Below are 21,441 nucleotides of genomic sequence, written 5' to 3'. Positions count from 1 at the left end.
TTCACGATATTTCCCATTTTTTGGAACAGGATTTAATCTCAGTCAACCGAACAAACGCAATTCTGGTTCGCATTTCGAAATGAAAGGCGAGCAACCTGATACTATAACGGGTTTTCAAAAATAAGCGCGAGTGTCATCATAAATTGTCCCGAGAATCATGGTCAGGGATGCAGACACTCAGTTTTTGCCTGAATTTTGCAGTATTAGTCTTATGAATAGCGCAACACCTATGAGCTCACAACCGCTCACCTCCACATCAGTTTCAAATAAGATGTCGTCCTCCGAAATTCGCGCAGGCGCATCTTTGGCATCCATTTTTGCATTGCGCATGTTTGGCTTGTTTTTGATTCTGCCCATTTTCGCGATTCATGCCAAAACCTTGCCGGATGGCGACAATGTTGCCTTGGTCGGGATGGCAATGGGAATTTATGGTCTGACGCAAGCCTGTTTGCAAATCCTGTTCGGTATAGCTTCGGATAAATATGGTCGCAAGCCCGTGATTATTATTGGGTTGATTTTATTCGCTGTCGGCGCTGTGATCGCGGCGATGTCGCATACTGTAATGGGCATTTTGATCGGGCGCGCAGTGCAGGGTGCTGGAGCAATTTCAGCGGCGATTACCGCCTTGTTGGCAGATACCACGCGGGAAGAACATCGCACCAAGGCGATGGCGATGGTTGGCGGGTCGATTGGCATCAGCTTTGCGTTGTCGCTAGTGTTAGCACCTGTCTTGTATCAGCGCATAGGCATGGATGGCATATTTATTTTGACTGCCATCATGGCGATTGTGGCGATAGGCGTTGTGACTTGGATTACGCCAGATGCACCTTCACTGCCGACGATTAAAGTACCGTTCATGCAGGTGTTAAAAAATCCTGAGCTGATGCGTTTAAATGTAGGCGTTTTTGTTTTGCATTTGAGTCAGGTTGCCATGTTTGTTGTGGTTCCTTCGGCATTAGTACAATACGCACACCTACCGTTGGATCAACATTGGCAAGTGTATTTGCCAGTTGTGTTTGGTTCCTTCTTTGTGATGTTACTAGCGATTATGCGCGGTGAACGTAGTGGCAAGATGAAGCAGGTTTTTGTCTGGTCGATCGCCTTATTGATGTTGGTGCAATTGGGCTTTTGGGGCTTCTTGGAAAACGCCACGATGCTGATAGCGATGCTGTTTGCCTTCTTCCTCGCGTTTAATATTCTGGAAGCGAGTCAGCCATCTTTGGTTTCGCGTCTCGCACCACCTTCCGCCAAGGGCGCGGCGCTTGGTGTATATAACACTTTGCAAGCATTAGGCTTAGCCTGTGGCGGCTTCATTGGCGGTTGGATGAAACAACATATCAGCGCCAGTTCTGTGTTTATATTTACTGCAGTTTTATCCCTGATCTGGCTTATAATCGCAAGCCGGATGCCGGAACTGCCTAAGCGCGCCAGCAAACCGGATTCTGAAAATACGAGCGACATCGCCAACGCGGTCTAGCCAAGATTTTTAGAAACGCAGTAAGCAAATTTGTCCTCCTGTAGGGAAAACATTTTTGATCTATTGAAACACGCGAGTTACGTTGATAAATTATTTTTGAGTGTAGGAGACATTGAATATGGCATCTTTGAATAAAGTGTTAATTATTGGCAATCTGGGCCGTGATCCAGAAACCCGCTACATGCCAAGTGGCGATGCAATGACCACCATTGCAGTAGCAACCACAGAATCGTGGAAAGACAAACAAACCGGTGAAAAGAAAGAAGCGACCGAATGGCATCGCGTGACTTTCTTTGGCAAATTAGCAGAGATCGCTGGTCAATATCTGAAAAAAGGTTCACAGGTTTACATCGAAGGTAGCTTGCGTACACGTAAGTACACCGACAAAGACGGCGTAGAAAAATACGCAACTGACATCCGTGCCGATGAAATGAAAATGCTAGGCAGTCGCCAAGGCATGGGCGGCGGTGGCGGTGCTCCTATGGATGATGACGGCTACGGCGGCGGTGCTCCAGCGCCACGTCAGCAACAGCAAGCCTACAGCGCGCCGGTGCAACAAACACGTCAAGCTCCGGCTCAGCGTCCAGCACCGAATTTCTCGGATATGGATGACGATATTCCGTTCTGAAACCTGGTAAGTTAATATAAGTAAACAATGGCCTATAACTCTCTGATTTATAGGCCATTTTTCTTGGTGCAAATGCAATGTCGCGACTGCCAGCTTCCTTATGCTGTTTTCGAAGACCAAAATCATCAATCGTGGACAAATGCTTTGTAGCTAAACTCCGATGACACTAACTTCTAATCAACGTATAAAACAGTTGATTGCCGAAATACTTTCATGTTTTGCAGATTTTAGACCAAAGAATCCTAAAAAACGGATGTTAATATTTCCCTTACTTAAATTAAATATATTTATAAAATATCGAAGCGAATGGTGTTAGCCTTACATTTGCCGAAAGATGATTGCTTAACGCGCAAAGTGGAATCGATCGAGTTTGTAGTCAATCCATCTTCATTTTAATAAAAAGGTGAACATAATGAATCGTAGAAATTTACTGAAAACGCTCAGCTTAAGTTTAGGAACTGGCATTGTCACGACGGATGTTTTGGCGCGAGTTGGAGAGAATACTTATAGTTACCTGATTGGAGAAAATTCGAATCACCAACCCATATCCAAACCTGTCACGGTGATTACTTGTGGTGCTGGAAGTCGAGGAAATGTTTATGGAAATTATGCGACGCAATTTCCGGAGCAACTTAAAGTGATTGGCGTCGCGGAACCAGTCGCTTTTCGTAATGAGAAATACGCAAAAAAACATCAAATTGAGGCTGCGAACCGATTCGATACTTGGGAAGATGTATTTAAAAAACCAAAAATGGCAGATGCGGTGATCATCTCGATGCCGGACAATCTTCACTACGAGCCTTGTATGCAAGCTTTGCGTCTCGGTTACGACGTGTTACTGGAAAAACCAATCGCGCCCACGGAAAGAGAATGTAGAAATATTTTGGCTTTGGCCAGAAAGACTGGGCGAATTGTCGCTGTATGCCATGTATTGCGATACGCGCCGTATTTCGTCAAGATGAAAGAGTTGATCGCCAAAGGCGCAATTGGTGAAGTCATTAGCATGCAGCATCTTGAGCCAATTGAACACACCCATATGGCGCACTCTTACGTGCGTGGCAACTGGCATAACTCAAAACAGACTACGCCGATTATTTTAGCGAAGTCCTGCCATGACCTCGATATCATGAAATGGGTCATTGATAAAAAAGCTGAAAAAATTGTCGCGATGGGTAATCTAAAATGGTTCCGCCGCGAAAATGCACCAGCAGGTAGTACTGCTCGTTGTACCGATGGATGTCTGGTCGAACGCTCTTGCCCTTATTCCGCTATTAAGGAGTATGTCGACGTCGTTGGCAGATCGCATGTTTTAGACATTCCTGAAAATGTTCCTGATCGCAAACTTGCTGCGCTCGAGAGACTTAAAACTAGTAATTATGGCCGCTGTGTCTATCGCATGGATAACGACCAACCCGATCATTACGTATCGAGCATACAGTTCAGTGACAACGTCACGGCCAGTTTTTCTATGGAAGCCTTTACCGCGTATCACGGAATACGTACACGAGTGATGGGTGCGATGGGTGATATGGTTGGTGATATGAATGAGCTCGTTGTTCATGATTTCCGAACCAAAAAAGAGATGCGATTTGTTCCTGATGCCGAGGATGTTGCCGGATACAAAAACAGTGGTCATGGCGGTGGTGATTGGTTACTCGTCAAAGATTTTGTACAGGCGGTTGCTCAGCAAAATCCAGCGCTATTGACTTCAACTATTGATGAGTCGATCGAAAGCCACATTATGGGTTTTATGGCGGAGAGTAGTCGTAAGAATGGCCGCGTAATGGAGGTAAAAATCTAGTTGCGCGCCATCATAAACATGGCTTAATTTGGTTTTAAGAAAAGCGAAGTCACCTCCCCTTGATTCGGAGAGCTCGACATTTTATTTCAATGAAAAAATGCCGTGGCGCACAATGGATCGTTTGTTTTGGTGATCAACAATCTTAGTTTTTGAACTTGCAAAGAATTGAAGCGAGGATGTGCTGCAAGCTTGGAGAAAATGCACCATTGTGTCGTCTTATCACTTCTATGAAAAATGCCTATTTGCCGATTTTCTTATATTTTTTGCGGATTTATCCATAGTGCTTCGTCATTTTGCTTGCTACTATGTCCGCGACATCGTAATAAAAATATGCTGTTGTAAAGTCGGCGTGAGTGAACTGAATTTATTTTATTAAGTCTCATTTGCAAGCCTAATTTGCAGGCAAGTTTTGGCGCGATGCAAAAAATAAAGCATTTCCAATACATTAAAAAAAGGAAAGCAAATGGAGACAAAAGCTAATTTCAATGCACGTTTGTTGTTTACTTCGAACTTGGCGATTTTTACGATCGGTTTAGGCTTCGCCGTGCGCGCCGCAATAGCAGATGATTTGCGTGTGAAAATCTTCAATGTGATTGATGCTGCACAGTCAGCAACCATGGTCGGTCAGGCATTAGGTATGACCTTTCTTGGTTTCGCTTTCACACTACTCATCGGGAGCTCATTGGTCGATATTTTGGGCTCCAAACGTATTTTGGTTTTCTCTGCCTTGAGCAACTTGGTCGGAAGCTTACTGGTGTTGTGGGCTTCGATCCGCCCAGTCGATGCGAGCAGTTATACCATCGTCTTGATTGGTTTAATGTTGACCGGCTTAGGATGGGGAGGCGTCGAAGGTGCAGTGAATCCATTGGTCGTCAGTATCGATCCTGATAACAAGATTAAGCGCCTCAACATCTTGCATGCCTGGTGGCCAGCGGGCATTGTGTTTGGCGGATTATTCAGTATTGCAGTCAAAGCTTTTGGATTGCCTTGGCAAACAAATTTGGTGGTGCTTTGCTTGCCAGCCTTCGCAATTATCATGCTAGTGCGTGGTCAAGTTTTTCCCGTCACCGAGCGTGTTGCGCAGGGTGTTTCTTATGCAGACATGTGTCGTGAACTGTATCGTCGTCCGCAATTTTTGGTCTTCTTATGCTGCATGTGGTTGACGACCTCAAGCGAACTCGCTCCCGGTCAGTGGGTTGATCTTACTTTGAGTCATACCGTTGGAATGAGTGGCATTTTCATTCTGATCTATGTTAGCACCCTCATGTTTGTAATGCGTCATTTTGCAGGTCCGATTGCGCATCGGTTATCCAGCATCGGTTTGTTGTGGGTGAGTAGTTTGTTGGCAGCGATAGGCTTGTTCGCACTCAGCCGCGCAAATAGTCCAGTGACCGCTTTACTGGCAGCCACAATTTGGGGTGCTGGCGTTTGTTTTATGTGGCCGACGATGTTGGCGGTTGTCTCTGAACGCTTTGTTCGTGGTGGTGCCTTGGCGTTGGGTTTGATGGGATTTACTGGGGGTATGGCGATACAGTTTCTATTGCCGGCGCTTGGGAAAATTTTCGATGAAGCAAAAAATCTCGCAGCCGGTGGCGCTGAAAAACTGGCTACATTAACTGCAGAGCAATCCGCCCAAGTCATCCAAATCGCGTCAAGAGAATCCTTTCAAGCTATCGCGATGGTGCCCCTAATTTTGTTGCCAATTTTTGCGGCGATCTGGTTGCACGATCGTCACCAGAGCAAGAAAATGGCTGCATAGGCTACGCTTCGCGACGGATAAATTTCTCACTTCAGATTGTGATATTCAATGACGGCAATGGATGTTAAGAATTTTTATGCGAAGCACGGCATCTCGTCACCCTATGCCATCTTCGATCTACTTTCCGATACGTTCTATTTTGCAAAAAATTGCAATGGGCAATTCGTTTGTGCCAACAAACTTCTGCAAGAAAAATTTGATTTGGAAAGTGCCGAAGATGTCATCGGTAAAACTGATTTTGATTTCTTGAGTCACGATGTTGCCAGTCGTATTCGTGAAGACGATCTCGCTGTGATGGCAGGGACACTTGTGGTCAAAGACAAATTTGAGGTCGTGGTCGGTGTGAACGGTAAATTGTTTTGGTTGTTTACGACTAAAACGCCGATTAGGAACCGCAAAGGCGTGATCGTTGGAGTGGAGGGTTTTAGTCGAGATGCAGAGCGGTCGCAAAATATTATTGAACCATTTCAGGTCTTTAAATCGAGTATCGAGTACATGCAACGCGAGTATATGAATGACATCAATATTGCTGATCTGGCGGAACTGGCGTGCATGTCTTTAAGCACCTTTGAACGCAAATTCAAAAAACATTTTTCGCAAACGCCAATACAGTACATCAAGCACTTACGCATTCACCAAGCTTGTAAATTATTAGCGACGGGATATGGCATTAAGAAAGCGTTTTCTGAAACGGGATTTTGCGATCAAAGCTATTTTACTAAAGAGTTTCGTGCAGTGATTGGTATGACACCACGACAATTCTCGTTACTAGCAGAACAAACGAAAGTGGCTTCGTAATTTAGGAAAATCAACAAAAGATAGACATTTAGTTGGAGACAAAAATTGAAAAATTCGTTTCACAAAATTAGCTACTTGGGAGTGGGTATGTTGTTGAGTTTGAGCCTATTGAGTCCCAGCATCGTTCATGCCCGGCAAACAAGTCAGACTGCAAATAGTCAGCCCGTAAGCAGTCAGAATGCAGTTAAGTCCACTCAGTTCCCTCAACTGAGTGTGCAACTGTGGTCTGTAAAAGAAGATGTTAGTAAAGATTTTGAAGGCACACTAAAGAAGCTTGCTGCGATGGGATTCCAAGGTGTCGAATTCGCGGGAGATTTTGGCCTCTATAAAAATGATGCGCCAGGTTTGAAACGATTTTTGGATAAAACCGGTTTACAAGTATCGGGTGCGCATGTTGCTATCGCACAGCTAAAGCCAGATAGCTTCGCCAAGGTCGTTAAGTTTTATCAAGATATTGGATGCACTAAGCTCATCGTGCCAAGCGATGCGCGCGCGGGCGATCCTGTCGGTGTGAAATTATTAGCGCAGGATTTAAGTTCACTGTCTAAACAGTTAAGGCCATTCGGCATGCGAATTGGTTTCCATAACCATAGCGTCGAAATGAACACCTTTGAAGGTCAAACGTATTGGGATGCTATTGCAAAAAATACGCCACATGAGGTCATTTTGCAGCAAGACGTTGGCTGGACGAGTTACGCAGGTAAAGATCCTGTTTTGTTTGTTAAGCGTTATCCCGGTCGTACCTTGACGACACACTATAAAAGCAAATTGCCGGTGAAGTCCGCTCAGACCGATGGTGGGAAATTTTATACGACCATCATCGGACAAGACAATATTGATTGGGACGCTTTGTATCAGGCGAATGTTCAGGTTGGTGGTACCGAATGGATAGTGGTTGAACAGGAAGAGTACCCAAATGGATTAAGCCCGATGCAAAGTGTAGAACAATCTTTACGTGGATTGAAAGCTGTTATCGCGGCACGAAAAGCAGGTGCTGCTCGCCCTCACAATGCGCTAACACCAAGTGAGCAGGCCAATGGTTGGAAACTTCTGTTTGACGGCAAGAGCACCCAAGGTTGGCACGCTTATGGTAAAGCGTCAGTTGGAAGCGCCTGGAAAATCTATCAAGGCGAATTGCAATTAGATGTTAGTAAAAAAGATGGATGGCAAACCTCTGGAGGTGGCGATATTGTCACCGATGAACAATTTGATCATTTCCATTTGCAATTGGAATGGAAGCTGCAGAAGAACGGTAACAGTGGCATTTTCCTGTATGTGAACGAAGATGCGAAACAGTTTCCTTACGCCTGGAACACGGGCTTAGAAATGCAAGTGTTAGACAATGATGGTCACGCCGACGGAAAAATTTTCAAACATCGCGCAGGGGATTTATACGATTTGATTGAGGCAACCGAGGCCGTTGCCTTAGCTCCAGGACAATGGAATCTCGTCGATATTGTGAGTGACCGCGGCGAATTGGATTTCTATCTGAATGGACGTCATGTTTTGAATACCCGTTTATGGACAGACGCCTGGAAAGATTTAGTTAAGAAAAGCAAATTCAGCAATATGCAAGGTTTTGGCGAATCAAAAAAAGGGCATATTGGTTTGCAGGATCATGGTGATGCGGTCAGTTTTAGAAACATGAAGATCCGCCGTCTTTGAACAAAACACGAAACCCGAAAAAGATTGAGAAATACACTTTAAGAAGAAAAATATGGACGAGAATTTTTATGACGCGATTGTGATTGGCTCTGGCATTAGTGGTGGTTGGGCAGCCAAAGAGTTAACCGAAAAAGGCTTGAACGTTTTGTTGCTGGAACGTGGTCGCAATGTGGAGCACGTGAAGGATTATGTCAACGCCATGAAAGAGAATTGGGAGTTTCCTCATCGTGGTGGTCGAACACAAAAGATGATCGAAGACTATCCAGTGTTGAAACGTGATTATCCTTTGAATGAAACGGTACTTGATTTTTGGGCGAAAGACAGTGAAAGCCCCTACACGGAAGTAAAACGATTTGACTGGTTCCGTGGCTATCAGGTAGGTGGTCGTTCGTTGATGTGGGGACGTCAAAGTTATCGCTTTAACCGCTGGGATTTCGAAGCGAATGCCAAGGAAGGAATCGGTGTTGATTGGCCGATTCGTTATGACGATCTCGCGCCTTGGTATAGTTATGTGGAGAAATTCGCAGGCATACAAGGTAGTAGAGATGGTTTGGATGTTTTACCCGATGGACACTTCATGCCCGCAATGGAACTGAATTGCGCTGAGAAACATGTGAAGAAACGGTTGGAAGAAATTTACAAAGGTCAGCGTCATTTGATTATTGGGCGCTCTGCAAACATTACCGAACCTTTACAAAATCGCGTGAACTGCCAGTATCGCAACCGGTGCTGGCGTGGCTGCCCGTTTGGCGGCTATTTCAGTACGCAATCTTCAACCTTGCCTGCGGCAATGGCGACTAATCGTTTGACTTTGCGTCCATTTTCTATTGTGACGCAAATTCTTTATGACAAGAATACGAAACGTGCACGTGGTGTTGAAGTGTTAGATGCAGAGACCAATCAAACCTATGAATTCAAGTCCAAGATCGTGTTTGTTTGTGCATCTTCGTTTAACTCAACTTGGGTACTGATGAACTCAGCCACCGATGTGTGGGAAGGTGGTTTAGGTAGTAGTAGCGGCGAGCTCGGTCACAATGTGATGGATCATCATTTCAAATTAGGCGCGGGTGGTACGGTGGAAGGTTTTGGCGATAAGTATGATTTTGGACGTCGCCCGACAGGTATTTATGTTCCGCGTTTCCGTAATGTCTATGACGATAAGCGCGATTATCTGCGTGGCTTTGGCTATCAAGGTGGAGCGGGGCGTGGACGAGGCGTTGAGATTGCTGAATTCACGATTGGTAAAGAGTTGAAAGAAGCAATGAGTGTACCGGCTGAGAATTGGGGTTTCAATATCACGGCCTTTGGCGAAATGCTGCCCGATCATTCGAATAAGATCAGTCTCGACCGTACCAAAAAAGATAAATGGGGTTTGCCTGTTTTGGCGATGGACGTCGAACTGAAAGACAATGAAAAACGTATGCGTATCGATATGGTGAACGATGCGAAAGAAATGCTCACTGCGGCAGGTCTAAAGAATGTTTACACCTACGACAATGGCTACGCTGTAGGATCAGGTATCCATGAAATGGGTACAGCGCGCATGGGACGCGACCCCAAGTCTTCAGTTTTAAATGGAAACAATCAAGTCTGGGATGCGCCTAACGTTTTTGTTACCGACGGTGCATGCATGACTTCAAGTTCGTGTGTTAATCCTTCCTTGACGTATATGGCGTTGACTGCACGTGCAGCCGATTTTGCCGTGAATGAGCTTAAACGTGGAAATCTATAACGCTTGATACCTACCGAAGAAGAAAGCAAAAAAATCTAAGAGGAAAATGATGAATCGAAGAGAACTCTTGCAGTTAGTCGCTACGATGACGGGAATGGCAGTGGTTGGTGGCGAAGCATTTGCTCTAAATCTAGGAACGGGCTTATCTTATACCGCTGGATCAAGTGATATCCGTTTCCGGTTGACTGCGCGCGAGATAAATTTACTTGATGAAATAGCGGAAACTATTATTCCTAAAACGGATACACCTGGCGCTAAAGCCGCCAAGGTAGGGCGCTTCATGGAGGTAATGGTGCGTGATTGCTACACCAAAGCACAACAAGATGCCTTTGTCGATGGTCTGAAGAACTTCCCGAGTTTGTGCTTGGAGCAATATCAAAAAAGTTTCTTTAGTATGAGTGCTAAGCAAAAGCATGAAATGTTAGTGCGCTTGGAAAAAGAAGCCAAAACCTTTAATGCCGGCCAATCCGAAAGAGATAAAGAACGACGTCACGCTCTCGATACGGAAAATAAAGACAACGATTTTGCGCGGCAAAAAGAATTCGAAAGCCTGCCAAAGCATTTTTACACCATGGTAAAACAGCTGACCTTATTAGGCTTCTTTACCTCCGAAACTGGTGCAACGAAAACCTTACGTTATGTGGCGGTACCAGGTCGTTATGACGGCAATGTACCTTATGTCAAAGGGCAGCGCGCCTGGGCTTAATCTCGTCGGGTAAACAAATTGTAGGGCTTTAGCGTGGTTGCTGTTTTTGCTTTGAATAAAGAAAGAAATCTATGTACACATTAGATCGTCGTAGCATGTTAAAACAACTCTCACTCGGCACCATTGCAATGCTCGCACCGAGTGCCTTTCATCTGGCGAAGGCACAAACTATGGGTTCGTTAAAGGGCAATATACGTCATTCGGTTTGTCGATGGACATTTTCGCATCTGAGCCTGCCGGAGCTCTGTGGTTTGGTAAAAACGATCGGTTTTTCTGCTGTGGACTTAGTTGGCCCAAAAGATTGGCCAATCTTGAAAATGCACGAGATTGATTCTTCGATGTGCAATGGTGCGGAAATCGGTTTGACCAAAGGTTGGAATGACCCGCAATATCATCCAACGCTCATCAAGAACTATCTTGAACACATCGAGTTAGTCTCAAAAGCGGGTTATAAAAACCTGATCTGCTTCACAGGTAATCGACGCGGTATGGACAATGAAGTCGGTTTAAAAAATTGTGTCGATGGATTGAAGAAAATTATGTCTCACGCGGAGCGACATGGCGTCGTATTACACATGGAAATACTCAATAGCAGAATTGACCATCTCGACTATATGGCCGATAGCAGCGATTGGGCATTCGAATTGTGTAAGCGGATTGACTCGCCAAATATGAAGATGCTGTTCGATATCTATCATGTGCAAATCAATGAAGGCGACATCATTCGCCGTTTGCGTAAATGTACACCTTATATCGGGCATTACCACACAGGTGGAGTCCCAGGACGCGGTGAAATTACGGAGGGACAGGAGCTAAATTACCGTGCGATTATGAAGTCAATTCACGCAACCGGTTTTCAAGGTTACGTTGCGCAGGAATTTTCGCCCTCAGGTACTACGCCTGAAGAAAAAGCCAGCTCTTTGAAGCGGGCTGTTTTATTGTGTGACGTCTAAATTTAAAGCAAGCTCTGACAATTCGTATGAACAATTCAAAACAAAAAATTCGTATCGGCATGGTCGGCGGCGGGCAGGGTGCGTTCATTGGTAATGTACACAGAATCGCCATGCGTATCAGTGATCGGTATTCACTCGAAGCAGCGTGTTTTTCTTCTGATCCGCTGCGCGCCGCTGCCAGTGCGGAAGAAATTGGAATTCCTGCAAATCGTAGTTATTCTGATTTTCAATCGATGGCACAGGCCGAGGCAGCAATTGAAAACGGCATCACGGCTGTAGTTATCGTCACGCCGAATCACTTGCACTTCCCCATTGCGAAATGTTTTTTAGAGCATGGCATTCATGTTATCTGTGATAAACCTTTGACCATGACCAGTGCTGAAACAAGTGAACTGATTACCATCAGTGAACGTGTTGGCAAGCATGTATTTGTCACTTATAACTACACAGGTTACCCAATGATAAGGGAAGCTCGTGAACGCGTGCGATGCGGTGACCTCGGTGAAATACGTATTGTTCAAGTCGAATATAGTCAAGATTGGTTAGCCACAGCACTCGAACAGTCTGGACAAAAGCAAGCAAGCTGGCGTACTGATCCCAAGCAAGCAGGTGCCGCTGGCTGCCTTGGTGATATCGGTGTGCATGCTTTTAATTTGGCACATTTCGTTTCTGGTATAACACCCACCAAAATTGCGGCAGACCTACATTCATTCGTGCGCGGTAGAGTGCTGGATGACCATGCGCAAGTCTTTATGCGCTATGCCAATGGTGCACGCGGCAGTCTGCTAAGTAGTCAGGTAGCGGTTGGCAAGGAAAATCATTTGCGGCTGCAAATTTTTGGTGATAAAGGATCGTTGGATTGGTGTCAAGAACAACCCAATCAATTGAGTTTTTCTACGCTAGATGGTGCTATGCAAATATTGAGTAGAGCACGCCATCAAATTAGTCAGGCGAGCCGAGATATTAGTCTGATTCCCGCTGGACATCCAGAAGGCTATCTCGAAGCATTTGCTGTGTTGTATACGGAGTTCGCAAACATCCTCGCAGAACCAGTTAAGCCGCATGTTGGTGCCAATAGCAATGCTGAGCATATTGCTATCCCTGCCTATCTCGATCTTTGTTTTATCGAAGCTTGCATTGCTTCATCTGCACAAGATAGCACTTGGGTTTCGCTGAAAACCTGATAAGTCTGAAATGGCAAGGCTTACGATGTTCCGTATTAATGACATCAAAAATAAAACTACAACTAAAACTAAAATTAAAACCAAACTAAAAATTCAAATGAGATTGAATCTATGAAAACCATCAAAGGTCCAGCAATTTTTCTCGCGCAGTTTATTCGCGGTGAGGCACCGTTTAACACGCTCGATGGTTTGGCTAAATGGGCGGCCGACAAAGGCTTCGTTGGAGTACAAATGCCGAGCAATGTTGGCCATATTTTCGATCTAGATAAGGCTGCCATCAGCCAGATTTATTGTGATGAAGTAGCAGGCAAACTTGCTGAACATGGTTTGGTTATTAGCGAGTTGTCGACGCATCTTCAAGGGCAGTGTTTAGCGGTTCATCCTGCTTACGAGAGTCTTTTTGACGGCTTCGCACCAACGCATGTGCATGGCAATTCAGCCGCCAGAACGCAGTGGGCGACCGAACAGCTCAAACTCGCGGCACAGGCATCACGTCGCTTAAAATTGAATGCCAGCGTAACATTTTCTGGCGCTTTAGCTTGGCCTTATATGTATCCGTGGCCGCAACGTCCGAATGGCTTGGTCGAACTTGCATTCGCTGAATTAGCAAAACGCTGGAAGCCGATACTGGATATTTATCAAGAAAACGGTGTCGACCTCTGCTATGAAATTCATCCCGGTGAAGATTTGCATGATGGTTTGAGCTTTGAACGTTTTTTAGACGCAGTTGGTCAACATGAGCGTTGTCATATGTTGTATGACCCAAGTCATTTCGTTCTGCAGCAACTGAATTATCTCGATTTCATCGACATCTATCACGAGCGCATTCGTATGTTCCACGTCAAGGACGCCGAGTTCAATCCTACCGGCAAATGTGGTGTTTATGGCGGCTACGCCCCTTGGTTGGAAAGAGCAGGCCGTTTCCGTAGCGTGGGTGATGGCCAGGTTGATTTCACTGCCATCTTCAGTAAATTGGCCCAGTACGATTACAGTGGTTGGGCAGTACTGGAATGGGAATGCTGTCTGAAAGATAGTGAGACTGGCGCACGCGAAGGTGCAGAATTTATTAAACGCCACATTATTCCGACGGCCAAGCGTGCGTTCGATGATTTTGCTGCGAGTGCGGTGGATGCAGTCGCATTGCGAAAGTTAATTGGTATTGCTGAGTGATCGCAATGCGGTACGTTTTACCTTGTGTATTGATATTCAGCGCGGTTCACCATCAATAAGCGTAGCCATTAGCAAGGATCCTACAATTCAATTTGCATCTTTTGCTTGTCGGTTTGCGCAGAAGTCACTTTATTAGATATAAATAGACAAAGGCCTACAAGTCGTCGACTTATAGGCCTTTGCTCCTTCAATATTACAAAATGTTCGGTGACCTTATTTTTAGGTTTCAGCCAGGTTATTTTTCAATCTTGAACAAATTATCCCCCGGTGTCCGGTCGATACGCAGTCGTCTTGGATCGATCTGAGTATACTGCGGACGTTCAGAGCTACGAAGTTTGAGAACGCTGCGATCTTGTGTGAATAGGTTTTTCGTTAGCAAAATTCTGTCCGCTTGTTTTTCGGCTGGGAAATTGGTAAACAGCGCGACTTCGATTTCTTCATCAATGCGTTCTTTCTCTTCAAGATTATTGGCTTGGTTCACGACAAATTTGAGCGTACGGAGATCAATAGTCGTCTCGTATTCACCATTTGCCAATTGCACCGATTTTGCATTATGTACCGTGAAATCATGAAATACGACGCGCTTGAATAAATCATCAATCACCTTCTTCTGCGCAGCATCGGCTTGTTGATAAAACAGATTCAATAAGTCCAAAGAAGTTGGCTTACGTGGATACGCGAAATCTGTGAGTAAATTACGTAGCGCGATATTGATTTTCTCTTCGCCAATCAAGCCCATTAACGCGTGCATACTATGCTGGCCTTTGTTGTAATAAATATGCGGTTCCATACCAACACTAAACAAAGGACGTTCGGTGTTTTGGCTATAGGGACGTAAGCGTAAGTAACGGTCGATTGCCTGATGTATCGCCTCCAAGTTTGCCGTCTCGCCGTAGAGCTTGTTCATCATGACGAGTTCTATGTATTTGCTCAACACTTCCGTCAACATGGAATAGCCGCCAAGGTGATTCGGATCAATCGCAAATCCCCAAAATTGATGCGCAAATTCGTGCGAGACGCCATTTAATAAAGGGTTCTTTTCAGCGCCTCGATTATCTAAGTTAAAGAAGCGATTTTCCACACCCAGATACATGCCGGGTTGCGCGCTACCAAATGATTGCGTTTTAGCAAAGTACGGTAATTCCACCACGGTGAACTGCTTATCAGGATACGCTTGTAAATGCGTCGCAAAATAATCCATTGTTTTAGTCAAGGCATCCAGTACCAAGGCGTCATCTTTATCATGTTTAGGACTGCGATAAAGGCGAATATCCACACCATTATGCCGCGCTTCTTTTATGGCAAATTGCGCCGAGATCATTGCCAATTGCAATGCGACTTTATGCGATGCTTTGTAGTGGAAAAATTGACGCCCCTCTTGCTGCCATTGCCGCTGTAATTGGCCGACCGTCACCATCGTTTGGCGGCTGGTAAGCGGTGTCGACAGTGTGGCTTCAAAATGCGCACGATCTTCTTTTGCAAGTTGATCGCGCTCACTAGGAATCGCCAATTTAGAAGACGCTAAGCCACGGCTTTTACGCTCTTGTTCATCGCTGATCATATAGCGTGAATCGAAACCAAACTGTGGCAACACATCTTCCAATTCAATATAACTGCCACCTTTGGTCACCCAATGTTCACCATCTAATTTAGCAAAAGCATTGTGTGTGACCGCCAAGGATAACTCCACATCTCGTGTCTCGTTTGCTTGCATCGCGGGTTCCAGCGCAAACCAATAGCTTTGATATGTAGCATCATAAGAAATCAGTTTTGCACCTTTGATCTGCATACTCTGTTGTAGGTGTGGTTGCTTGAGTACATTGACTAAAATTTTGCTAATAGGCTGCGCGCTTTGATTCGTGATTTGGAGCTGAGCCTTGGCCTGATATAAGCGTTGTTCCGGTTCTATATCCACCTGAAAGTTGACGCTAGTGATGGTCGGTTGCGGCAAATCCTTATATTGACCGTATTGTTTCTCGTACTGTTCCATCCACGCCAATTTGTCTTTCGCGTTGATGTAGGTATTGAATACATTGGTCTGATAAAAAACGTAGCTACCTGAAGCAATAAAACACATCACAAAACTAGCTAACCAACCTTTACTACTGCGCGTCCATGATGTGGCAATCAAGTGCTCACCCCTGCGCCAAAATTGCACCGCCAGCAGGCCAAAGATGGCACCTAATGATAGCCAGTAGAAGCTGTACCAATGGAAAGCCTCGTGGTGATAAATTGTGTTTGCCATTTCGGAGAAATAAAACTTCGGACTGTAGGCGAATACCAGCAAAGGATGCTTGACGTTTAGTGCCTTCCATAAAATATCGAGACTGAAGACACCGATGGCAAGCAAAAATCCGACTGCTTTGTGTTTCGCAAAACACTGCAAAAGCAAACTCAATAAAGCCACCGACAGAATTGGTACACCTGCGTAATAGTAAAGCAGGGCATAGGCGGAGAAATTGAAGTCTGTTATGCCACGCAGCAATTGAAAGACAATCGCGGTCAACATGCTCGCTGTGATCAGACTAAAGAGAATCGCTAGGACATTGCTGAGTTTCGCGAGAAAGAAAGTAAAGTTGCTGGTCGGTGTTGCATCAATAATCGCATACGCATTGACCGCTCTGTCATTCCAATATAATTCAACGGCATAGATGACGGCGACCAATTTCCCGAAGATGATGAAGGGATCCAACAGCGATTCTAAGATTAATTCGCTCGACGCATAATAAGGCTGGGCGCCATTGATGGGGCCTGTCAACATTTCCACCGTCAGATGGACCGCTGTAAAAACTATCGTCAATATCATTAATACCCAAAAGACTTTCGCTCTGGCCAAGCTTGCATATTCTATTTTGAGTTTTGAAAACCAAATATCGATATGGAAATCCTCAAACTGATGGTTGGGGACGACCGCTTGATAAGGCTGAATCTTTAATCCAGAGGTGGTCGTTTCTAATTCCACTTTTTTAGAACGTTCTTCTTGTAATTTGAATGTGAATCGTTGATAGGTATAAGCGAACATCGATAGGCTGATCGCGATCCACAGCAAACGATTACTCAATAAGCTGCCAGAGAGTTGCGGTTCCATCTGATTTCTTTGTGTGTTTACCCAATATGCGGATTGCTCAAAGTAGGCGATCAAGCCGTAAGGCTCCAACAAGGCAGAAAATCCATAATTGCCACTGGTGAGTGGTGAAGATCTGGCTAACAAAGGAGAGTTACCTAATACGGAAGCGATCACGTACAACACGTACACAACAATCGCAGCCACATAGACCGCTAACATATTCTTGGTAAAAATTGCGGTGGCAAAAATGATAGACGTGCATAGCAAAACGCTAGGCATGATAAAGATGGCAAAGCTGGATAAATAGTAATGCGGCCTGAATGGGCCTATTTGCTTGGCGTCTAAAAAGAAGCTCGTCACTATCATGGCGAGCAACATCGCAAACATCACTAGTAGCGCCGCAAAGAATAGTCCCAAAAAGCGGCTCATCATGTAGTGAAACTTGTCGAGCGGCGTGGTGAATATCATGGACTCGGTTTTATATTGACTGTCACGCAGCAATACGGGTGTTGCTAAGGCACACACCAGAAAAATAATATTAGGCGAGATAAAAAGTAGCGTTTGGGTAATCGCGTAGGAGGAGTTTGCGTACAAAAAAGCCGAGCCGCGCTGGGTCGTGATGAGCGAAGCCAATGCGCAAAACAATAAAATGCCGAGCCAGAATCCCGCCTGTTTAAGATACAGTTTTAATTCGAATAGGACTAAGCGATTAAGCATGTTGCGCTCCCTTTTCAAATTTTTTCAAGGTCGCAAAATACACATCTTCTAAACTGGCAGAAATCAGTTCGAAACCGATTTCTGGTTGGAACTCACTTTGTATCACGATCTGTGTTTGCCCGGTGACTAGACGCTCAGAGATGACGTTGAAGTTTTCTTTGTACTGTGCAGTTTGATTGCGCGGTAGCATCTTGCTCCAGATGCTGCCATCCATTTCTTGAATGAGATGTGCTGGCTTGCCTTGTAAACACACTGCACCATCAATCAAGATCGCCATGTTAGGACACAATTGGCTGACATCTTCGACGATATGGGTGGAAAGGATGACGATGACGTTTTCACTGATTTCGCACAATAAATTGTGGAAGCGATTACGCTCCTGTGGATCAAGCCCGGCGGTCGGTTCATCCACAATAATCAAGCGCGGCGAACCAAGTAAGGCCTGCGCAATCCCAAAGCGTTGACGCATACCGCCTGAATACGAACTCACATCTTTTTTGCGCACCTCATACAAATTGGTTTGATGTAGCAACTGTTCAATTTGCGCTTTGCGCGCTTTATGATCTACCACGCCTTTCAGTAAGGCGATGTGATCAAGTAAGTCATAACAAGATACTTTAGGATAGACCCCAAATTCTTGCGGTAAATAACCTAAGCAACTGCGTAAGATGTTGGGGTTTTGAATCACATCCTTGTTATCAAAACTAATTTGGCCATGCGAAGCTTTTTGCAAAGTCGCGATGGTGCGCATCAAGGATGATTTACCCGCGCCATTGGGGCCAAGCAGACCAAATAATCCCGGTTCGATATCTAAGGAAATGGATTTAAGCGCATGCACGCCGTTGTCATAGGTTTTAGAAAGATTGCGTATGGTTAGCATAGTTACCTCTGTTAAAAGGATTAGGGCATGCGCAAAATTGCGCTGACTAGAGCCTGCCCTCGAATGTCTTAGTTGGGGGCGGGAAGCCGAAGGCAGTTTGCGTAAGTCCTAAACATAAAAGTTTTAATCACTTTCATCATACTGGTTGTAAAATCAAAATAAATACAACAATGACGAACGACGCATAAACCATGTCAAACGACAATTCATTCTGAGTACGAGCTTGAAAACCTTCTTAAAAATATTCTTGGTGAGCGGACTGTATGCCGGTGTGTTATACGCCGTTTATCGCTTAAATAACTCTGATCTGATGATGGTTTTCATTACGCTGTCACTCATGATTCCTATCGTGTTTCTGATATTCGATAAATTCAAACAAGCGCAAGTGATAGACCGTTTGCATCAAGAGACTTTAAAAGCTGAACTGAATTTATTGAAGAGCCAAATCAATCCACATTTTTTCTTTAATACGCTCAATAATTTGTATGGCCTAGCCGTTGCTAAATCTGATCTCGCGCCGGAAGTGATTCATAAACTCGCACAAATGATGCGTTTTACGATTTATGATGGGCGCAAAGATAGCGTTAGTGTTGAGGAAGAAATTGCTTATTTAGAGAATTTCATCGAACTCAATCAGATACGTCAGCAACATCAAATAGATATACGCTTTAGTAAAAATATCGCAGACCCTAAGCAGCGCATTCCGCCACTGTTATTTATTAATTTGTTGGAGAATGCGTTTAAGCACGGTGTAGAAACCTTGGCGTCGCAGCCCTATATTCATTTCAGTTTACATACCAGTCATCAAGCAATCGCATTTATGATTGAGAATAATTTTGATGCGCAAGTGCTTGCGAAAAATAAATTGAAAAGAGGGCAGGGCGGTCTAGGTACGGATAATGTTCGGCGTCGCTTGGCTTTACTTTTTCCGAATAAGCATCGATATCAATGTTCAGTGAATGAAGATCGATATACCGCGAAAGTGGAAATTGATTTGTGTTGAGTTAACCTATTTTTCTTTGAGAATGCCAAGAGTTTTTGCATGAGATTGAACTATTTAATCATAGATGATGAACCCATCGTTCATACTTTGATACGAAAATTTGCGGACGATTTTGGCACGCTTGATTTTGTTGGCAGTGTTTTTCGTGCGAATGACGCCCATTCTGTTTTGGAAAAAAATAAGGTCGATTTGGTTTTCTTAGATATTCAAATGCCTGGATTAACCGGATTTGAATTCTTACAGACACTCGATAAGCGACCTTATGTCATTATTGTCTCTGCTCACAAAGAATATGCTTTGGAAAGCTATGAGTACGCGATTACCGATTACTTATTGAAACCTTTCAATGCTTCTCGCTTTTCTATTGCGGTAGAAAAAGTGCTGCAGGATTTGAAGAGAGTCAAGGCGATACAAGAAAAATTGCTTGAATCCCACCACGCAGATTCAAAGACCATCTTTATTAAGGATGATAGAAAGCAGCATCAGTTAGCGTTGGATAAGCTGATTTATATTAAGGCAAACGGAAACTTCACTTCTGTTTATCATACCGGCGGACATATACTTAGTCAGATGAAAATTTCTGACTTTGAGAAGATCTTACCGAAACAAAAATTTAGCCGCGTGCACCGTTCCTATATCGTTGCGCATAGTGGAATCACCCTCGTGAAAGCAAATGAAGTGCATCTAGGTGAAGTAGTGATTCCAGTTGGTCGGGTTTATAAAGATGATGTCGCAAAGATTCTTCAAAGCTGATGTTGAAGATTGGGAAATCGTCCTTGCCGATGTTGTTTTTTATTAGATTAAAAGATTCATTTACCTGTGTAGTGATGTGTTCAACATTGGATCGCGGATCTTGGTATTGAGTGGCTTTTTTGAAAAATATTCAGCTTGATTTAAGCAGAAAATCTGACATATAGTTGAGTTGAACTATTCTATTGGAACAATCATTTGTAGAGACCTCTGCACAACCTACTGCGCTTCTCGATTCAAACTTCGACCGCTCGCTACGGTTGTGCAGAAGTCTCTTGTATGAAGTATCGCGCACATAGGTTGATAACATGACTTCAATTTTCCCTATCTTTCCTACTGAATCCACCGAGGTGGACACAGTCGAACCATGCGGCGGTTGTCGAAGTGATACGCCATTTGAGTTGGCGTTTGAATTTGCTTATCAGCCGATTGTTGATTTTGCGTCGCGAACAATTTTTGGACATGAGGCGCTCGTTCGTGGGCCGAATGGTGAATCGGCCGCGAGTATTTTGGCGCAGGTGAATGATAGTAATCGTTACCGCTTCGATCAATTATGTCGTGTAAAAGCAGTGCAGGGCGCAGGACGCTTGGAAATGCAGGAATTTTTGTCGATCAATTTTTTGCCCAACGCTGTGTATAAACCAGAAGTGTGTATTCGAACCACGTTTGAGGCTGCGCGCGAGCATAACTTTCCAATTGAAAGAATTATATTTGAAGTTACTGAGGGTGAACGCGTACAAGATCGCCCTCATCTGGTCAATATTTTTAGACAGTATCGCAATTTTGGTTTTAGAACTGCGATTGATGATTTTGGTGCCGGGTATGCTGGCTTGAATTTACTGTCAGAATATCAGCCAGATATCATTAAAATTGATATGGATTTGGTGCGTGGTATTGATGCAGATAAAGCGCGTCAAGCAATCGTCAAAGGGATTGCCACTATCTGCGAAGAATTGAACATTCAATTGTTAGCGGAAGGTATTGAGACCCGTGCTGAGCGTGATTTTCTTTTTTCGACCGGCATCAGTTTGATGCAAGGTTACTGGTTTAGTAAGCCTGTATTTAAAGGCTTGGGGATCATCCCCCAGGCTGCATGGGAATAGTCAGTTTGTATATCAGCTTGCGATGTATTGAGTGAGGCAAAAATATAA

At 44.4% G+C, this 21,441-nt stretch carries 16 protein-coding genes; 14 read left to right on the top strand and 2 right to left on the bottom strand.

Translation table 11 applies throughout. From position 1 onward, the window contains the following. Nucleotides 1–229: 229 nt before the first annotated feature. The 11 genes from H8K33_RS11280 to H8K33_RS11230 all read left to right on the top strand — a co-directional run bounded on the left by H8K33_RS11280 (nucleotide 230) and on the right by H8K33_RS11230 (nucleotide 13,873). A complete protein-coding gene (locus H8K33_RS11280; protein ID WP_246443527.1) occupies nucleotides 230–1,477 on the top strand; it encodes an MFS transporter in 1,248 nt (415 codons plus the stop codon). 118 nt (nucleotides 1,478–1,595) lie between these two features. Further along, the gene (ssb, locus tag H8K33_RS11275) at nucleotides 1,596–2,105 is read left to right on the top strand and encodes a single-stranded DNA-binding protein (RefSeq protein WP_186891136.1); all 510 of its coding nucleotides are present in this window, start codon (nucleotides 1,596–1,598) and stop codon (nucleotides 2,103–2,105) included. Nucleotides 2,106–2,517: 412 nt separating this feature from the next. After that, a complete protein-coding gene (locus H8K33_RS11270) occupies nucleotides 2,518–3,906 on the top strand; it encodes a Gfo/Idh/MocA family protein (protein ID WP_186891135.1) in 1,389 nt (462 codons plus the stop codon). Between the two features lie 463 nt (nucleotides 3,907–4,369). Next, a complete protein-coding gene (locus tag H8K33_RS11265) occupies nucleotides 4,370–5,665 on the top strand; it encodes an MFS transporter (RefSeq protein WP_186891134.1) in 1,296 nt (431 codons plus the stop codon). Nucleotides 5,666–5,713: 48 nt separating this feature from the next. Continuing rightward, complete coding sequence (locus H8K33_RS11260; protein WP_186891133.1) at nucleotides 5,714–6,463, top strand: AraC family transcriptional regulator; 750 nt, start codon at nucleotides 5,714–5,716, stop codon at nucleotides 6,461–6,463. A 45-nt stretch (nucleotides 6,464–6,508) separates the two neighbouring features. Next, the gene (locus H8K33_RS11255; protein WP_222613389.1) at nucleotides 6,509–8,128 is read left to right on the top strand and encodes a 3-keto-alpha-glucoside-1,2-lyase-like domain-containing protein; all 1,620 of its coding nucleotides are present in this window, start codon (nucleotides 6,509–6,511) and stop codon (nucleotides 8,126–8,128) included. Between the two features lie 52 nt (nucleotides 8,129–8,180). Further along, a complete protein-coding gene (locus H8K33_RS11250) occupies nucleotides 8,181–9,860 on the top strand; it encodes a GMC oxidoreductase (protein WP_186891132.1) in 1,680 nt (559 codons plus the stop codon). Nucleotides 9,861–9,906: 46 nt separating this feature from the next. Beyond that, nucleotides 9,907–10,566 carry a gluconate 2-dehydrogenase subunit 3 family protein gene (locus tag H8K33_RS11245; RefSeq protein WP_222613388.1) on the top strand — a complete coding sequence of 220 codons (660 nt, stop codon included), beginning with the start codon at nucleotides 9,907–9,909 and terminating at the stop codon, nucleotides 10,564–10,566. A 71-nt stretch (nucleotides 10,567–10,637) separates the two neighbouring features. Next, nucleotides 10,638–11,519: a hydroxypyruvate isomerase family protein gene (locus tag H8K33_RS11240; RefSeq protein WP_186891130.1), complete on the top strand. Its 882-nt coding sequence runs from the start codon at nucleotides 10,638–10,640 to the stop codon at nucleotides 11,517–11,519. A 26-nt stretch (nucleotides 11,520–11,545) separates the two neighbouring features. Beyond that, nucleotides 11,546–12,703 (top strand): Gfo/Idh/MocA family protein, encoded by a 1,158-nt coding sequence (locus H8K33_RS11235; RefSeq protein WP_186891129.1) that lies wholly within the window; start codon nucleotides 11,546–11,548, stop codon nucleotides 12,701–12,703. A 111-nt stretch (nucleotides 12,704–12,814) separates the two neighbouring features. Then, nucleotides 12,815–13,873: a sugar phosphate isomerase/epimerase family protein gene (locus H8K33_RS11230; protein WP_186891128.1), complete on the top strand. Its 1,059-nt coding sequence runs from the start codon at nucleotides 12,815–12,817 to the stop codon at nucleotides 13,871–13,873. Nucleotides 13,874–14,108: 235 nt separating this feature from the next. Here the strand turns inward: H8K33_RS11230 and H8K33_RS11225 are convergent, their stop codons facing one another. Together H8K33_RS11225 and H8K33_RS11220 are read right to left on the bottom strand one after the other, a co-directional pair. Further along, nucleotides 14,109–17,657: a M1 family aminopeptidase gene (locus tag H8K33_RS11225; protein WP_186891127.1), complete on the bottom strand. Its 3,549-nt coding sequence runs from the start codon at nucleotides 17,655–17,657 to the stop codon at nucleotides 14,109–14,111. Beyond that, a complete protein-coding gene (locus H8K33_RS11220; protein WP_186891126.1) occupies nucleotides 17,650–18,537 on the bottom strand; it encodes an ABC transporter ATP-binding protein in 888 nt (295 codons plus the stop codon). Before H8K33_RS11220 ends, H8K33_RS11225 begins: the two co-directional genes overlap by 8 nt. 223 nt (nucleotides 18,538–18,760) lie before the next feature. Here H8K33_RS11220 and H8K33_RS11215 point away from each other — a divergent pair, with 223 nt between their 5' ends. From H8K33_RS11215 to H8K33_RS11205, 3 genes are all read left to right on the top strand, one after another. Further along, nucleotides 18,761–19,540, top strand: coding sequence for a sensor histidine kinase (locus tag H8K33_RS11215; protein ID WP_186891125.1), 780 nt, complete (start codon nucleotides 18,761–18,763; stop codon nucleotides 19,538–19,540). A 39-nt stretch (nucleotides 19,541–19,579) separates the two neighbouring features. After that, a complete protein-coding gene (locus H8K33_RS11210; RefSeq protein WP_186891124.1) occupies nucleotides 19,580–20,293 on the top strand; it encodes a LytR/AlgR family response regulator transcription factor in 714 nt (237 codons plus the stop codon). A gap of 305 nt (nucleotides 20,294–20,598) precedes the next feature. Continuing rightward, nucleotides 20,599–21,393, top strand: a complete 795-nt coding sequence (locus H8K33_RS11205) for an EAL domain-containing protein (protein WP_186891123.1) — start codon at nucleotides 20,599–20,601, stop codon at nucleotides 21,391–21,393. The last annotated feature ends 48 nt before the right edge of the window (nucleotides 21,394–21,441 follow it).

It is taken from the genome of Affinundibacterium amnicola (genome assembly GCF_014284275.1).
Taxonomy (GTDB): Bacteria; Pseudomonadota; Gammaproteobacteria; order Burkholderiales; family Burkholderiaceae_D; genus Undibacterium; species Undibacterium amnicola.
The sequence above is the reverse complement of the archived record's forward strand: the minus strand, read 5'-3'. Positions and strand labels throughout refer to the sequence as shown.

Coding starts and splice junctions, on each gene's coding strand:
- H8K33_RS11280 (WP_246443527.1), top strand. CDS start 230: ATGAGCTCACAACCGCTCACCTCCACATCAGTTTCAAATAAGATGTCG.
- ssb (WP_186891136.1), top strand. CDS start 1,596: ATGGCATCTTTGAATAAAGTGTTAATTATTGGCAATCTGGGCCGTGAT.
- H8K33_RS11270 (WP_186891135.1), top strand. CDS start 2,518: ATGAATCGTAGAAATTTACTGAAAACGCTCAGCTTAAGTTTAGGAACT.
- H8K33_RS11265 (WP_186891134.1), top strand. CDS start 4,370: ATGGAGACAAAAGCTAATTTCAATGCACGTTTGTTGTTTACTTCGAAC.
- H8K33_RS11260 (WP_186891133.1), top strand. CDS start 5,714: ATGACGGCAATGGATGTTAAGAATTTTTATGCGAAGCACGGCATCTCG.
- H8K33_RS11250 (WP_186891132.1), top strand. CDS start 8,181: ATGGACGAGAATTTTTATGACGCGATTGTGATTGGCTCTGGCATTAGT.
- H8K33_RS11245 (WP_222613388.1), top strand. CDS start 9,907: ATGATGAATCGAAGAGAACTCTTGCAGTTAGTCGCTACGATGACGGGA.
- H8K33_RS11240 (WP_186891130.1), top strand. CDS start 10,638: ATGTACACATTAGATCGTCGTAGCATGTTAAAACAACTCTCACTCGGC.
- H8K33_RS11235 (WP_186891129.1), top strand. CDS start 11,546: ATGAACAATTCAAAACAAAAAATTCGTATCGGCATGGTCGGCGGCGGG.
- H8K33_RS11230 (WP_186891128.1), top strand. CDS start 12,815: ATGAAAACCATCAAAGGTCCAGCAATTTTTCTCGCGCAGTTTATTCGC.
- H8K33_RS11225 (WP_186891127.1), bottom strand. CDS start 17,657: ATGCTTAATCGCTTAGTCCTATTCGAATTAAAACTGTATCTTAAACAG.
- H8K33_RS11220 (WP_186891126.1), bottom strand. CDS start 18,537: ATGCTAACCATACGCAATCTTTCTAAAACCTATGACAACGGCGTGCAT.
- H8K33_RS11210 (WP_186891124.1), top strand. CDS start 19,580: ATGAGATTGAACTATTTAATCATAGATGATGAACCCATCGTTCATACT.
- H8K33_RS11205 (WP_186891123.1), top strand. CDS start 20,599: ATGACTTCAATTTTCCCTATCTTTCCTACTGAATCCACCGAGGTGGAC.